At 30.4% G+C, this 16,061-nt stretch carries 16 protein-coding genes; 7 read left to right on the top strand and 9 right to left on the bottom strand.

The genetic code is table 11. The features are described from left to right. Nucleotides 1-28: 28 nt before the first annotated feature. Genes cgtA through ACTT9P_RS01715 form a run of 7 tightly spaced genes read left to right on the top strand, consistent with a single transcriptional unit; the run spans nucleotide 29 to nucleotide 5,844 of the window. Nucleotides 29-1,012, top strand: coding sequence for an Obg family GTPase CgtA (cgtA, locus tag ACTT9P_RS01745; RefSeq protein ID WP_440908974.1), 984 nt, complete (start codon nucleotides 29-31; stop codon nucleotides 1,010-1,012). Continuing rightward, nucleotides 1,002-2,108 carry a glutamate 5-kinase gene (proB, locus tag ACTT9P_RS01740; protein ID WP_440908973.1) on the top strand — a complete coding sequence of 369 codons (1,107 nt, stop codon included), beginning with the start codon at nucleotides 1,002-1,004 and terminating at the stop codon, nucleotides 2,106-2,108. Before cgtA ends, proB begins: the two co-directional genes overlap by 11 nt. After that, the gene (locus tag ACTT9P_RS01735; RefSeq protein ID WP_440908972.1) at nucleotides 2,108-3,358 is read left to right on the top strand and encodes a glutamate-5-semialdehyde dehydrogenase; all 1,251 of its coding nucleotides are present in this window, start codon (nucleotides 2,108-2,110) and stop codon (nucleotides 3,356-3,358) included. The genes proB and ACTT9P_RS01735 overlap by 1 nt, the downstream gene beginning before the upstream one ends. After that, complete coding sequence (nadD, locus tag ACTT9P_RS01730; RefSeq protein ID WP_440908971.1) at nucleotides 3,339-3,866, top strand: nicotinate (nicotinamide) nucleotide adenylyltransferase; 528 nt, start codon at nucleotides 3,339-3,341, stop codon at nucleotides 3,864-3,866. Before ACTT9P_RS01735 ends, nadD begins: the two co-directional genes overlap by 20 nt. A 17-nt stretch (nucleotides 3,867-3,883) precedes the next feature. Continuing rightward, a complete protein-coding gene (rsfS, locus tag ACTT9P_RS01725; RefSeq protein WP_440908970.1) occupies nucleotides 3,884-4,234 on the top strand; it encodes a ribosome silencing factor in 351 nt (116 codons plus the stop codon). After that, nucleotides 4,231-5,367, top strand: a complete 1,137-nt coding sequence (locus ACTT9P_RS01720) for a S41 family peptidase (RefSeq protein ID WP_440908969.1) — start codon at nucleotides 4,231-4,233, stop codon at nucleotides 5,365-5,367. The genes rsfS and ACTT9P_RS01720 overlap by 4 nt, the downstream gene beginning before the upstream one ends. After that, entirely contained in the window at nucleotides 5,368-5,844 is a 477-nt protein-coding gene (locus ACTT9P_RS01715) for an RNA pyrophosphohydrolase (RefSeq protein WP_440908968.1), read from the top strand. On the opposite strand, the gene atpC is transcribed toward ACTT9P_RS01715, so the two are convergent. The 9 genes from atpC to odhB all read right to left on the bottom strand — a co-directional run bounded on the left by atpC (nucleotide 5,837) and on the right by odhB (nucleotide 16,056). Next, nucleotides 5,837-6,229: an ATP synthase F1 subunit epsilon gene (atpC, locus tag ACTT9P_RS01710; RefSeq protein WP_440908967.1), complete on the bottom strand. Its 393-nt coding sequence runs from the start codon at nucleotides 6,227-6,229 to the stop codon at nucleotides 5,837-5,839. The genes ACTT9P_RS01715 and atpC overlap by 8 nt on opposite strands. Continuing rightward, complete coding sequence (gene atpD / locus ACTT9P_RS01705) at nucleotides 6,229-7,647, bottom strand: F0F1 ATP synthase subunit beta (protein WP_440908966.1); 1,419 nt, start codon at nucleotides 7,645-7,647, stop codon at nucleotides 6,229-6,231. The genes atpC and atpD overlap by 1 nt, the downstream gene beginning before the upstream one ends. Before the next feature lie 2 nt (nucleotides 7,648-7,649). Further along, nucleotides 7,650-8,525, bottom strand: a complete 876-nt coding sequence (locus ACTT9P_RS01700) for a F0F1 ATP synthase subunit gamma (protein ID WP_440908965.1) — start codon at nucleotides 8,523-8,525, stop codon at nucleotides 7,650-7,652. 6 nt (nucleotides 8,526-8,531) lie between these two features. Continuing rightward, on the bottom strand, nucleotides 8,532-10,064 hold the full coding sequence (gene atpA, locus ACTT9P_RS01695; protein ID WP_440908964.1) for a F0F1 ATP synthase subunit alpha: 1,533 nt from the start codon (nucleotides 10,062-10,064) through the stop codon (nucleotides 8,532-8,534). Continuing rightward, entirely contained in the window at nucleotides 10,065-10,622 is a 558-nt protein-coding gene (gene atpH / locus ACTT9P_RS01690; RefSeq protein ID WP_440908963.1) for an ATP synthase F1 subunit delta, read from the bottom strand. Between the two features lie 108 nt (nucleotides 10,623-10,730). After that, nucleotides 10,731-12,686, bottom strand: coding sequence for a replication restart helicase PriA (gene priA, locus ACTT9P_RS01685; protein ID WP_440908962.1), 1,956 nt, complete (start codon nucleotides 12,684-12,686; stop codon nucleotides 10,731-10,733). Between the two features lie 13 nt (nucleotides 12,687-12,699). Then, entirely contained in the window at nucleotides 12,700-13,284 is a 585-nt protein-coding gene (locus ACTT9P_RS01680; protein WP_440908961.1) for a dimethylsulfonioproprionate lyase family protein, read from the bottom strand. A 65-nt stretch (nucleotides 13,285-13,349) separates the two neighbouring features. Further along, nucleotides 13,350-14,750 carry a dihydrolipoyl dehydrogenase gene (lpdA, locus tag ACTT9P_RS01675; protein WP_440908960.1) on the bottom strand — a complete coding sequence of 467 codons (1,401 nt, stop codon included), beginning with the start codon at nucleotides 14,748-14,750 and terminating at the stop codon, nucleotides 13,350-13,352. Between the two features lies 1 nt (nucleotide 14,751). Beyond that, the gene (odhB, locus tag ACTT9P_RS01670) at nucleotides 14,752-16,056 is read right to left on the bottom strand and encodes a 2-oxoglutarate dehydrogenase complex dihydrolipoyllysine-residue succinyltransferase (RefSeq protein ID WP_440908959.1); all 1,305 of its coding nucleotides are present in this window, start codon (nucleotides 16,054-16,056) and stop codon (nucleotides 14,752-14,754) included. Nucleotides 16,057-16,061 lie beyond the last annotated feature (5 nt).

Raw genomic sequence — 16,061 nt, 5'->3', positions numbered from 1 at the left:
TAGTACAACTACTTAAACAGGTTGTATTATGAAATTCTTAGATCAAGTTAAGATATATATAAAAGCTGGTAATGGTGGTGATGGATCACCGAGTTTTAGAAGAGAAAAGTTTATTGAATTTGGTGGACCTGATGGTGGAGATGGAGGAAATGGTGGATCCATCATTTTAACTTCTGAAAGAAATCTTAACACATTAATTGATTATAGATATCAGCAACATCATAAAGCACAAAGAGGTGATAATGGTGCTGGTCAAAATAGAACTGGAAAAAGTGGAGAAGACTTATTTTTAAAGGTTCCAATTGGTACCCAAGTTTTTGAAGAGGATAACAAAACATTAATTTTTGATTTTAAAAAAGAGGGCGAACAATTTGTTGCAGCCTCTGGTGGCAAAGGTGGTTTAGGAAATACAAGATTCAAAAGCTCAACTAATCGAGCACCAAAAAAAATAACAAAAGGCACTAAAGGAGAAGAGTTTACTATTTGGTTACAATTAAAAACCATAGCCGATATTGGAATAATTGGACTGCCTAATGCAGGCAAATCAAGTTTGCTTGCTGCGATAACTAATGCAAATCCTAAAATTGCAAACTATAAATTTACAACTCTTAACCCAAATTTAGGTGTTGCTAATTACGATGATAAAGAAGTAGTTCTTGCGGACATACCTGGTTTAGTAGAAGGAGCTCATGAAGGAGTTGGTTTAGGAATTCAGTTTCTTAAACACATAGAGAGATGTAAGTCTTTATTACACTTAATTGATATAACTAATTTAGATATCAAAGAATCCTATGATCAAGTGAAAAAAGAGTTGGGAAGCTACAGTTCAGAAATGTTAAAAAAAAAAGAAATAATTGTTTTAAATAAAATAGACTTAATTGATGAAGATATTCAGAATGAAATTATTTCGGAATTTTCTAAAAATATAGATTGTGAAATCATAACTTTGTCTACATTAAATAAAGACTCAGTAGCAAAATTAAAATCTAAAATTATAAATTATGCATCTTAAAGATTCAAAAATAACAGTTCTTAAAATTGGGTCATCTTTATTAATTGATGAGAATAGAAAGATAAGAAAAAAATGGCTGTCAAACTTTGCTAAGAATGTAAATGAATTAAAAAGATTAAATCAAAAAATTGTTATAGTCAGCTCTGGTGCCATCGCTATGGGTTGTAAAAAAATGAATATTATAAAAAGAAATCTAAAACTTGATAAAAGTCAAGCAATGGCATCTATAGGCCAAATTGAATTAATGAATTTGTTTAGTGAAATATTTAAGAAATATAAAATTAATATTTCACAGATACTATTAACTTTGGAAGATACAGAACAAAGGAGAAGGTCTTTAAATGCAAGACGAACTTTTGAAAACTTATTCAATCTTGATTATATGCCAATTGTTAACGAAAATGACACAACAGCAACAAGTGAAATAAAATATGGTGATAATGACAGGCTTGCTTCGCGAGTTGCTCAAATAGTCAATGCTGATAATCTAATAATTTTTTCAGATGTAGATGGTCTTTATACTGATAACCCAAAAAAGAACACTAAAGCAAAGTTAATTAAAATCATAAAAGATATTGATAAAGATTTAAAAGGAATAAATATAAAAGGCATAAATGAGTACGGAAGTGGTGGAATGAAAACAAAAATCGAAGCTGCAAAAATTTGTCAACTTTCAGGATGCAACATGATTATCACAAACGGCTTAAAAGATGATCCTATTAAAAATATATTGAACACCGATAATTATACTTTATTCGAACCGAAAATTTCTAAATTGGATGCTAGAAAAAAATGGATTTTAAGTTCAATTTCACCAAAAGGTTCCGTTGTGATAGATAATGGGGCAAATAAAGCTTTAGCTAATGGAAAGAGTTTATTGGCTGCTGGTATAAAAAAGGTTATAGGAAAATTCAACAAAGGCGATCATATAAAAGTTTTAAATAAAAAAAATAATGAAATTGCAAGAGGTCTTACATCTTTTTCTTCAGAGGAAATAAATAAAATATTAGGAAGGCATTCTACTGAAATAGTAAAAATTTTAGGATATGTATCTAAATCTGAAGTAATTCATAAAGATGATATGGTGAGTCTATAGTGAAAAAAACTCTTTTTAATATTGGACAAAAATCAAAATTAGCTCTGCAAGAAAATATAAGCGAAAAAATTAAAAATAAAGTTTTAAAAGATTATTGTTACTTAATTAAGAAAAATAAAAGCAAAATTTTGAAATCTAACGATAAAGACTTAAATTTCGCAAAAAGTAAAAAAATTAAAGATAATCTAATTGAACGTTTAAAAATTAATGAAAAGAAGATTAATGAAATTTTAATTTCAATTAATAATATTATTAAACTTAAAGATCCTTGTAACAAAATTTTAGAAAGTTGGAAAAGACCTAATGGTCTTAATATTTCTAAAGTTACAATTCCTTTAGGTGTCATTGGTGTAATATATGAAAGCAGGCCTAATGTAACATCAGATGTTTCAGCGCTGTGTTTTAAATCAGGAAATGCCGTAATACTCAGAGGAGGATCTGAGGCAATTAATACTAATAAAGTTTTTTCAGATTTATTTCGTTTAGCATTACAAAGAAATAATATTAACAAAGATTACATTCAATTTATCAACTCTAAAAAAAGAAATTTTGTAGATTTGATGTTGTCTGAAATGCAAAACTACATTGATGTCATCATACCAAGAGGAGGAAAAGGCCTTGTTGAGAAAGTTCAAAAATTTTCAAAAGTACCAACAATTGGACATCTAGAAGGTATTTGTCATACTTACATAGATAGTGAAGCAGATATGAATATGGCAGCAAAAATAATTTTTAATAGCAAAATGAGAAATACGGCAATTTGTGGTGCTACTGAAACTATTTTGGTTAATGATAAAATTTCACAAAAAAATATTAATTTAATCTTTGAAAAAATTTATAAAAAAAATTGTAAATTAATAGGTGATTTAAAGTTTAAAAAAAAATTTAAAGGAAATGTTCAAATTGCAAAAGATAAAGATTGGACAACTGAATATCTTGCTCCAATTGTTTCAGTTAAAACTGTCAAGAATTTAGATGAAGCGATCAGACATATCAATAAATTTGGAACAATGCATACAGATGCGATAATTACAAAAAATAAAATCAAAGCACAAAGATTTTTAAATAATGTAAAAAGCTCAATTGCAATGCATAATACATCTACTCAATTTGCTGATGGAGGGGAATTTGGTTATGGTGGTGAAGTCGGCATTTCTACTAATAAATTACCACCAAGAGGGCCTGTTGGTCTAAACCAATTAGTTTCATATAAATACCAAATTAAAAGTAATGGTTCGATCAGAGACTAAAAAAAAAGTAGGTATACTAGGTGGTTCTTTTGATCCTGCTCACAAAGGTCATTTAGCAATATCTATTGAAGCTAAAAAAAGATTTCGTCTTAAAGAAATCATATGGGCTATCACTGAAAAGAACCCACTTAAAAATAAAAGTCAAAACTCTTTATCTAAAAGAATTAAAGAATGTAAAAAAGTAACAAAAGATAAGAAATATATAAAAATAAAATTTTACGAAAAAATAATAAAATCAAATAAAACTATTGATTTGATTAACTATTTAAAAAAAAATGATAAAATTGATATTTATTTTATTATGGGAGCAGATAACTTAATAAATTTTCACAAATGGTATAAATCAAAAGAAATTTCAAAAAAATGTAACATACTGGTATTCGATCGACAGGGTTATAAAAGAAAATCATTAAAATCAAAGACTTACATTAACAAAAAACCTGACCAACTCACTTTTGTGGAGTTTAAAAAAGTTAACATTTCATCTTCTCAATTAAGAAAAATTTGATAATCTAAAAGTAATTAATGGATAAAATTGATTCTCTAAAACAAGTGGTTCTAGATACACTTGATCAAAACAAAGCCCAAGACATAATAAGTATTGACCTTAAAGATAAAAGCTCAATGGCTGAATATATGATAATAGCGAGCGGAACCTCTTCTAGACATATACAGGCGCTATCTGAACAAGTATTAGATAAGTTTAAAAAAAATGGATTAGCAGACTCCAGAATCGAAGGGAAAGATAGTACTGAGTGGAAACTTGTTGATGGTATTGATTTAATAGTTCATATTTTTCATCCTGAAAAAAGGAAATTTTATGAACTTGAAAAAATGTGGTCTGAGTTAATTCCAAAAGAAAAAGTAATGATATGAAAAAAAGTAAATTATTTTTGCTGGCTATAATTGTGTCTTTTTTTTCCTCTGTAGCATTGTGTAGTGAAAGCAATATTTATAAAAAAATAGATTTATTTGGTGAGGTGCTAGAAAAAATCAATGAAGAATATGTTGATGAAATCAATCAATCAGAAAGTATGGACTCTGCTATCAATGGTTTATTACAATCTTTAGATCCCTACTCTTCATATTTATCTCCTGATAATTTTCAAGAAATGCAAACAGAAACAAGTGGAGAATTTGGGGGTTTGGGTATCGAAGTAAGTATGGAATCTGGTGTTGTTAAAGTTATCTCTCCAATAGATGATACGCCCGCATCAAGAGCTGGCCTTAAAGCTGGGGACTACATTGTTAAAATAAACAATATTCAGGTACAAGGCAAAAGTCTAACAGAAGCAGTTGAATTAATGCGAGGTCCAGTAGGTTCAGATATAGAATTGACAGTTAGAAGAAGAGGAGAAAGAAAAGCATTAACGTTTAACCTAACAAGAGAAATCATAGAAATTCAATCAGTTAAATCTGATTTACTTGATAAAAATATTGGGTACTTAAGACTTACTTCATTTAATGAAAATAGCTCACAACAGATAAAAAAAAGAATTACTGATTTTGACAAGGAAAAAAATTTAAAAGGTTATATTCTAGACTTAAGAAATAATCCTGGAGGATTGTTATCACAAGCAATTAAGATAACAGATTTTTTTCTTGATAATGGAGAAATAGTTTCAACAAAGGGAAGAAAAAGTTCTGAAAATAGAAGATGGTTCGCTAAAGAAGGTGATTTAACAGATGGAAAACCAATAATAGTTTTAATTAATTATGGATCTGCTTCTGCTTCTGAGATAGTTGCAGGTGCACTCAAAGACCATAAAAGAGCAATTATTCTAGGTGATAGAAGCTATGGCAAGGGTTCAGTTCAATCAATAATTCCTTTAAGAAATGATGGTGCTATTAGACTTACAATTGCAAAATACTATCTTCCATCTGGTACATCAATTTCGGAGGTTGGGGTTACACCTGATATTCAAGTAGATGAAGAGAATGACGACTTTAAAATAAAAACAGAAACAGACAATCAATTAAATTACGCAATTAAACTTCTGAATGGATAAATGAAAGATGAGTTTAAAAATTTGCCATATAGAAGTGGTGTGGGAATAGTTGTATTAAATAAGGATAATAAAGTTTTTGTTGCTAAAAGAATAGATAATCCAAAAAATTTTTGGCAAATGCCTCAAGGGGGTGTCGATAAAAATGAAGATTATTTATCAGCGGCTTATAGAGAACTTGAAGAAGAAACTAGCATAAAATCTGTAGAGCTAATTAGTGAATTGGATGGGCTTATCACTTATGATTTGCCTGATCATTTGTTGGGTATTATTTGGAAAGGAAAATACAAAGGCCAAACACAAAAATGGTATTTAATGAGATTTACTGGAAATGAAGAAGAAATAAACATCAAAACTAAACATCCAGAATTTTTAGAGTGGAAATGGGTTGAGTTAGACCAAATAACTGACTTGGTTGTTAAGTTTAAGTTAGAACTTTACAAAGAAGTGAAAGATAAAGTTAAAAAGATACTTAATTAATTGTTTTTAGAACTTCAATTTTTTGATCAAGTATAAATCTATTTTGATCGGTTAAGTCATCTCTAGCAGACGCTTCTTCAGCAGATTTCAGCATTTCACTAGTTTTATCTTTGCTCATCTCTTTCATATTAAAGATGGAGCTTGTCAAAATTGAAAGATTATTATCTTTAAATTCAACAATCCCATCTTCAACATAAAAATTTTCTTCACCTGATTTAGAATTAACTTTTATAATTCCTGGTTTTAAAAATGAGATAATTGAAATATGATCTTTTAAAAGACCCATCTCTCCTTCGTAAGCTGGAACCATTACCTCAGTTACATCTTCTTTTGAAAAAAAAGATTTCTCGGGATTTACTATCTCTATTTTAAATTCTTCACTCATTAAGCTGCTGCTTCTTTAGCCATTTTTTCAGCTTTTTCTACAGCTTCTTCTATTGTACCAACCATATAAAAGGCTGCTTCAGGAAGATGATCGTACTCACCTCTGCAAATAGCCGCAAATCCTTTAATTGTAGATTCTAAATCAACTAGTTTACCTGGTGATCCAGTAAACACTTCGGCAACAAAGAAAGGTTGAGATAAAAATCTTTGTATTTTTCTTGCTCTTGCTACAATTAATTTATCTTCTTCAGAAAGCTCATCCATACCTAAGATTGCAATAATATCTTGCAATGATTTATAGGTTTGGAGAACTTTTTGCACTTCTCTTGCAACTCTATAATGTTCGTCACCAACAATTCTTGGATCCAGAATTCTAGATGTAGAGTCTAGTGGATCTACTGCTGGATAAATACCAATTTCCGCTATCTGTCTTGATAATACTGTTGTTGCATCAAGGTGAGCAAATGAAGTTGCTGGCGCTGGGTCAGTTAAGTCATCTGCTGGTACATAAATAGCTTGTACAGATGTAATTGATCCTTTGTTAGTTGTAGTAATTCTCTCTTGAAGATTACCCATATCTGTTGCCAAAGTTGGCTGATAACCTACTGCTGAAGGGATTCTTCCTAAAAGGGCAGATACCTCTGAACCAGCTTGGGTAAATCTGAATATGTTATCTACGAAAAATAACACATCTTGACCTTCTTGATCTCTAAAATATTCAGCTACTGTTAAACCTGTTAAAGCAACTCTTGCTCTTGCTCCTGGAGGTTCATTCATTTGACCATAAACTAATGCTGCTTTAGATCCGGCACCATCTTTTTTAATTACTCCTGAATCTATCATTTCGTGATAAAGATCATTTCCTTCTCTAGTTCTTTCTCCAACCCCGGCAAAAACTGAAAAACCACCGTGGGCTTTTGCGACGTTGTTAATTAATTCCATGATAAGTACAGTTTTACCAACGCCTGCTCCACCAAATAAACCAATCTTTCCCCCTTTGGCATAAGGTGCTAGCAAATCAATTACTTTAATTCCTGTAACTAAAATTTCTGTTTCAGTTGATTGATCATTGAACTCTGGAGCTGCTCTATGAATAGGCCATGTTTCTTTTGTTTTAACATCTCCTCTTTCATCAATAGGTTCACCAATAACATTTATAATTCTTCCTAAAGTCTCTGGACCAACAGGCACTTGAATTGGAGCATTTGTATTTACTACTTCATCACCTCTTTTTAATCCTTCAGTAGCATCCATAGCGATTGTTCTAACAGTAGTTTCTCCTAAGTGCTGTGCTACCTCTAAAACAAGTCTGTTATCTCCATTTTTACATTCTAATGCAGTTAAAATTTCTGGTAATTCACCTTCAAATTTAACGTCGACTACGGCTCCAATAACCTGTGTAATTATTCCTTTGCTCATAATTATAAACTTTCTGCTCCTGATATGATTTCTATTAGTTCTTTTGTAATTGCTGCTTGACGGCTTCTATTATACTCAATAGTAAGCTTATCAACCATTTCACCTGCGTTTCGGGTTGCATTATCCATCGCACTCATTCTTGAGCCCTGTTCGCTAGCTGAATTCTCTAACATTGCCTTAAATATTTGTGTTGAAATATTTTTTGGCAATAAATTGCTTAAAATTTCATCTTCATCTGGTTCAAACTCATAGCTTCCACCTTCTTGATCTTGATCATTCTTTTCTGCCTCTAAAGGTATTATTTGTTGAGCTTGAGGTATTTGAGTTATTACATTTTTAAATTGGTTATAAAAAATTGTGCAAACATCAAATTCTTCTTTTTCAAATTTTTCAATTATTATTTTTCCAACTTTATCAGCATCAAAATAATTAACGTTTTTTGAATTTTTAAAAGAAATATTCTCAATTATTTTATCACCAAAAGCTCTTTTTAATTGGTCATTACCTTTAGAACCAACTGTAATTATTTTAAGCTCTTTGCCTTGTTCACTGATTTTAGAAAAATATGCTTTTGCTTTTTTAATTATATTAGTGTTAAAACCTCCACATAATCCTCTATCAGATGTCATAACAACACATAAATGAACTTTATCATTACCAGTTCCTGCAAGTAGTCTTGGAGCATTTTCTTTATCTGAGATACCACTCGACAAATTTAAAATGACATTATTCATCTTTTCTGAATATGGTCTGCCTTTTTCAGCACTTTCTTGAGCTCTTCTTAACTTAGCTGCTGCAACCATCTTCATAGCCTTAGTAATCTTTTGCGTAGATTTAACGCTGGCTATCCTTTTTTTAAGATCATCTAAACTTGCCATTATTTTTTATTTTAAGCTTTCTTTTAATTGTTTGATTAGATCAACTAATGATTTTTCAGTATCTTCCTCAAGTTTTCCTGAACTTTGAATACCATCAATAATCTCTGGTTTTTCAGATTTGCATTTTTCAATTATTTTCGACTCAAAACTTGCGATATCTTTAAGTTCAATATCATCAAGATAACCTTTTACACCACAGAAAACTGATATTACCTGCTCTGCTACTGTCATAGGAGAGTATTGTCTTTGCTTAAGCAATTCAGTTAATTTTGAGCCTCTATTCAATAATTGCTGTGTTGAAGCATCTAAATCAGATCCAAATTGAGCAAATGCTGCCATTTCTCTGTATTGAGCTAATTCTAATTTCATTGATCCTGAAACTTTTTTCATTGCTTTTGTTTGTGCTGATGAACCAACCCTTGATACAGAAAGTCCTACGTTAATAGCAGGTCTAATACCTTGGTTAAATAATTCTGTTTCCAAGAAAATTTGACCATCTGTAATTGATATAACGTTTGTTGGAATAAAAGCTGAAACGTCACCACCTTGTGTTTCAATTATTGGCAATGCAGTTAGTGATCCACCACCATGTTCATCGCTTAATTTTGCTGCTCTTTCTAATAATCTACTGTGAAGATAAAATACATCACCAGGATAAGCTTCCCTTCCTGGAGGTCTTCTTAATAGAAGAGACATTTGTCTATAAGCAACAGCTTGTTTTGATAAATCATCGTAAATTATTAATGCATGCATGCCATTGTCTCTAAAAAATTCACCCATTGCACATCCAGTATATGGAGCTAAAAACTGTAATGGCGCAGAGTCTGAGGCAGTTGCTGCAACAATAGTTGTATATTCCATTGCACCAGCTTCTTCTAAAGTTTTTTGAATTTGTCTTACAGTTGATCTTTTTTGACCTACTGCAACATAAATACAATACAATTTTTGTTTTTCATCGCCAGACTCATTAATTTTTTTCTGGTTGATAATTGCATCAATCGCAACAGCTGTTTTACCAGTTTGTCTATCACCAATAATTAACTCCCTTTGACCTCTTCCAATTGGAACCAAACTATCAATTGATTTTAATCCTGTTTGCATAGGTTCACTTACTGATTTTCTTGGAATAATTCCTGGTGCTTTTACTTCAACCCTGCTCTTCTTAACACTTTTATCAAATGCACCCTTACCATCGATTGGATTCCCTAAACCATCAACAACTCTTCCTAATAATTCTTTTCCAACTGGTGTATCAACAATATTTCCAGTTCTTTTAACAACGTCTCCTTCTTTAACGTTTCTATCGTCACCAAAAATTACAACACCAACATTTTCGCTTTCTAAGTTCAAGGCCATACCTTTTGATCCATCAGAGAATTCTACCATCTCACCAGCTTGAACATTATCTAGTCCATATATTCTAGCAATACCATCTCCTACAGATAAAACTTGACCAACTTCTGATACCTCTGCTTTATCTCCAAAATCTTTTATTTGTTCTTTTAATATCTTTGTTACTTCTGAAGGATTTATTTCCATTTATGCCTCTATCATTCTATTTTCGATTTGTTGTAGTTTGTTTTTTATGGAAGTATCAACCATTGTGCTGCCAACTTGTACGATTAATCCTCCAATTAAACTTTTATCATATTTGTAGTTTAATTTTATTTTAGAACTAAAATTCTTAGTTAGTTCATCTGTAATTTTATTTATTTCATCACTAGAAAGTTCTTTAGCAGATTTTAATTCTGCTTTGAGTTCACCTCTTTTTTCTGAACAAATTTCAACAAAGCTTTTCATTATTTGTTCAACATAAAAGAATCTTCTTTTATTTACTAAAAAGATTAAGAAATTTTTTATCAAATTATCTAAATTAAAACTGTCAGAAATTTTTGTTATTACTTTAATCAAATCATCTTGATTGCTAGTTGGGTCTTTGATTAAATTACTAAAATCTTTACTATCTGAAACAAGTTTTAACAGCGCTGTTACCTGCTCCTCTACTGCCTCTAATTTTTTTGATTCATCGGATAATTCAAACAAAGCTAGGGCGTATCTTTTAGATGAAGTTCCAGAAAATTCGTTGTTTGAACTCAATTTATTTACCTATAATGAAAGCAATTTTATAAAAATCACGGTCTAATTAACATATGGTCGACATATCTTCAAGCTGCACATTATGCAAAAATCCCTTTTTTTATGGGATTAATTGAACGTAATAGGGTCAACATCAACTGAAAGTTTTATTCCATTTAAAAACTTATAATTAGAAATTATCTCAGATAATGAATTCTGTAATTTAATGTTTTTTGCTCCTCTAATTAAAAATCTTACTCTAAATTTTCCTTGAATCTTATAGATAGGTGCATCCACAGGGCCTAAAATTTTGCCTGAAATTTTATTCATCAAATATTCTTTTAGTTTATGTGACTCTTTTTTTAATTTTGATTGGTCACTACTGGATAAAATTAAAGATATAAATCGCTGAAAAGGTGGCAAATTATTTGATTTTCTTATTTGTATTTCTCTTTCAAGAAAAATTTCGGGATTTTCATTAGTCAGCTCTGAAACCATTTTCATATTTTTATTATATGTTTGAAAATATACTGTTGCAGGTTTTCCAGCTCTACCAGCTCTTCCTGCTAATTGATGATATAACTGTAAATTTTTTTCTGCACCTCTTAAATCATGTCCCTGTGTAGAAAAATCAATATCGACTACAACTATACAATTTAAACTTGGAAAATGAAATCCTTTAGAAATTAATTGAGTACCAATTAAAATTTCTGTTTCATTATTTATTATCTTATTTAATTTCTCTTTTGATCCTTTTTTATTCATCGTATCACTTGAAAAGATTTCAATTGATCTATTAGGAAATTTTTTTTTTACTTCTTCAAAAATTCTTTCAACACCAGGTCCACTAAAATAATAATCACATTTGCTATCCTCTGAACATTTTCTATCTAATGATGATTTGTGTCCACAATAATGACATAACAAATTATTTTTTGATTTATGATAAACAAGATTTATTGAACAATATGGGCACTCAAATTTTTTAAAACATTTTTTACATATTACACTAGGCGAGAATCCTCTTCTGTTTAAAAAAAATAATATCTGATTTTTTTTTTCTAAATGCTCATTTACTTTTGTTATGATTTCATTTGAAAGCCAAGATTGTTTTTCTAACTTTGTATTATTCAAATTAATTATTTCAAAATTAGGGAGAGCAGCATTTTTATATCTACTAATTAATTTTGAAACCGAATATTTTTTCTTTTTAATATTTTCAAAAGTTTCAACTGATGGAACTGCTGTAATCAAATTTACAGGAATATCTTCAAAAGAAGCTCTTGAGATAGCCATATCTCTTGCATGATAAACTACTCCTTCATCCTGTTTAAATGACTGATCATGTTCTTCATCAATGATTATCATTTTCAAATTTTTAAAGGGTAAAAACATAGATGACCTTGCTCCTATCACGACCTTTATTTTACCGTTTGTTACACCATTCCATATTGTTTCCTTTTTTTTCTTTGAAATTCCAGAATGCCAAACAGCTGGTTTAAATCCAAAAAATTCATAAAATTTTTTTTCAAATTGATTTGTTAAGCCTATCTCTGGTAGCAATATGAGACCTTGATTATCTTTTTTAAGAATTTCTTTTAAAGCATTAAAATAAACTATTGTCTTACCTGAGCCCGTTGTTCCTTGCAAAACGTGTACTCTAAATTTTTCATTAGTTTTATTTAATTCTTTTAAAGACTTAGATTGTTCTTCATTAAGGACAAAATCTAAAGGCAGCTCTTTTTTATCAAATTCCTCAAAGTTCTTTTTATCAATTTTTTCAACAACTTTACTGCTTAATAAAAGCAATTTTAAAGTCATACCCTTTGGAATTAAATTGTATTCTGAAAACCAATTAAGAAATTTAATATAGTTTTGATTTAATCGAGGGAGATCTAATTTTCTTATTATCTTTTTAGTCTTAAATATTTTATTATTTTTTTTTTCAAACTCATCCCAAACCACACCTGTCATATTAGATTTACCGAATGGAACTAAAACGTAATCTCCAGGAAAAAGTTTAATATCACTTTCATATGTGAAAGGATGATTGAATATATTGGGTAATAAAATTGGAAACTTCATTTTGACAATTAAACTATATTTTTACAACAGAGACCTCTGAACTAAGTTTATCTCTCCAAACAACTAAAGATAAACACATCTCCTTCTCTGTGGATAAAGAGTGCGGTTGAAAACTTTTATGAAATCTCGATTGATTTGAGCTTAATATTTCTGGTGTGTCTCCAATGCTCTCAAATTTTGCGTTACCATTTAGTACAAAATATATCTCTTCTGCTTCATGATTATGCCAAGTGTAAAATGTATTCTTATCGAAATATATTAAATAAACACTCATTTCATTTGAAAAAAAATATCCTTCTGGACCAATTAATTCAAAATAACAAAAATTTTCTAAGAATTTTTTTCCTACATCTTCTTCGTTATATGTTTGTTTCCAAGATATTTTAGGTGAGAGCTCTTTAACTAAATTGTGTATTGTAATATTTTTTTCAGAATTTGTTTCCCAATTTGATAACTTCATTGCTGGTTTAATGTAGTTTGGAGGCAAATCTTTAAAGTTTAAATTTTCAGGAAGTTTAACAAAACTTGATAATGAGGTATTATTTTTCCATAACTTTATTAATTCATCATATAAATTTTTAAATAAATTCTCATTCATACTGTTTTAATTAAATTATCTTATTAATAATTTAATTAAAAGGTAATGATTAAACTTAATGATTATTAAGAGTGTATTGCTCTTTTATCAACAGACAAGGCTGCTTCTTTTACTGCTTCAGAAAAGGTTGGGTGTGCATGACAAGTTCTTGCAATATCCTCTGAACTAGCTCCAAACTCCATAGCAATTCCAATCTCAGCTATTAACTCGCCTGCATGTGGACCAATAATATGTGCACCTAAAACTTTGTCTGATTTTTCATCAGCTAAAATTTTAACAAATCCTTCTGCATCATCGATTGCTTTAGCTCTTGAGTTTGCCATAAAAGAAAATTTGCCAATTTTGTAACTCACATTTTTATCTTTTAATTGTTCCTCAGTTTTACCAATTGATGCAACTTCTGGTGTTGTATAAACAACTCCTGGAATAGTATCATAATTTACGTGGCCTGATTGACCTGCAATTATTTCTGCAACAGCTATACCTTCGTCTTCTGCTTTATGAGCTAACATCGGACCCTGAATAACATCACCAATTGCATATATATTTTCGATATTAGTTTTGAAATTCTTGTCTGTAATAACTCTATTTCTCTCATCTAACTCTACACCAGTCATTTCTAAATTTAATCCATTAGTGTTAGCTTTTCTTCCCACTGAAATTAAAACAACATCGCAATCAAAATCTTTTGTATTACCATCTTTGTCTGTAGTTGATACTAATGCTCCAGAATTATTTTTTTTAATCTCTTCTACTTTGTGTTGCATATGAAAATTAATTCCTTGTTTTTTAAGTATTTTCATAAATTCTTTTGAAATCTCTTTATCCATGCCAGGTGTAATATGATCAAGAAACTCAACTACATGAACTTCTGCTCCAAGTCTTGACCAAACTGATCCCATCTCTAAACCTATATAGCCTCCACCTACAACTACTAATTTTTTTGGAACTTTATTAAGTTTAAGCGCACCTGTTGAAGAAACTATTATTCCTTCATCGAATTCTATTCCTGGAAGTGATACTGGTACAGAGCCTGTTGCAATAATTGTTTTTTCAGACTCAATTAAAGTTTCTTCACCTTTTTCATTTTTAATTAAAATTTCGTTCGCGGATTTAAAGCTCCCATGACCTTTGAAATAAGTAACTTTATTTTTTTTAAGTAAAAACTCGACACCTTTTGTTAAAACCGTAACGGCTTTATCTTTACTTTTCATCATTTTTTCTAAGTTTAATTTCACATCTCCTACTTCAATACCCTTGTTCGATAGAAATTTAACTTTGTGGAATTCTTCTGAAAGATTAAGCAAACTTTTTGAAGGTATACATCCTACATTCAAACATGTGCCACCTAAAGCACCTCTAGATTCTATGCATGCAGTTTTTAGTCCTAATTGAGCCAACCTAATTGCACAAACATATCCACCTGGACCTCCACCTATAACAACTACTTGAAATTTTTCTGCCATTTTAAATATCTAAAAATAACCTTCTTGGATCTTCTAAGTTTTCTTTAACCATCTTTAAAAATGAAACTGATTCTTTACCATCAATAATTCTATGATCATAAGAAAGTGCTAAATACATAATTGGTCTTATTTTAATCTCACCATCTACTACAGCGGGTCTTTCAACAATATTATGCATTCCTAATACACCAGATTGAGGCAGGTTAAGTATAGGCGTTGATAACATAGAGCCATAAACTCCACCATTGCTTATAGTAAAAGTACCGCCTTGAAGATCCTCTATAGTCAGCTTGCCATCTCTAGCTTTTTCAGAAATGACTTTGATATTTTTTTCAATATCAGCAAACGATAGTTCATCAGCATTTCTTAGCACTGGTACAACTAAACCTTTGTCGGTTCCAACAGCAAAACTTATATTATAATAGTTTTTATATATAATTTCTTCACCGTCTATTTCTGCATTTACAGCTGGGTATGTTTTTAAAGCAGCCACACACGCTTTGACGAAAAAAGACATAAAACCAAGTTTAATTCCATATCTGCTTTGGAAATCCTCTTGATTTTCTTTTCTCATCTCCATTATGCCAGTCATGTCAACTTCATTAAATGTAGTTAATAATGCAGCACTTTCTTGAGCTTGTTTTAATCTCTTTGCAATAGTTAGACGAAGTCTGCTCATCTTTATTCTTTCTTCTTCGCCATATTGAATTTTTCTTTCAGATGGAGGTGGGTTCGCTCCCATTAAACTTATTAGATCACCTTTTAAGACTCTGCCATTTTTACCGGTGCCTCTTACTTTATTAAGATCAATTTTTTTCTCTTCAACAATCTTTCTTACTGCTGGTGATAACTGAACTTCTTTAACTAATTTTAGAGGTGTTTCTTCAATATTTTTTTCTATCGGTTCTATTTGTTTCTCCTCATTTAATTGAGTTGGTTCTTCTCTTCTTAAGCTAGTTTCTAAAGTTACAACTTTTTTTGGTTCTGGTTTTGGTTCAGGTTTAGGTTCAGGTTTTTTTTCTGGAGCCTTGACTGGTTGAGTCTTTACTTTTTTTGGAGAAGGAATACCTTCCTGACTTATTGATCCAAGTAATGCTCCTACTTCAACTACTGAGCCATCTTTTGAAACTATTTCACTCAAAACACCGTCTATAGGGGATGGCACCTCTAAATTTACTTTATCAGTTTCAAGCTCCACAATCGGCTCATCAGACTCTACTTGATCACCTTCTTTTTTTAACCATTTTGCTACTGTGGCTTCAGTGATACTTTCACCTAAGACTGGAACAACGATTTTTTCACTCATTTATT

It is taken from the genome of Candidatus Pelagibacter sp., assembly GCF_052048095.1.
In the GTDB taxonomy this organism is placed as follows: Bacteria; Pseudomonadota; Alphaproteobacteria; order Pelagibacterales; family Pelagibacteraceae; genus Pelagibacter.
This window is presented reverse-complemented; position numbering and strand designations above follow the sequence as displayed.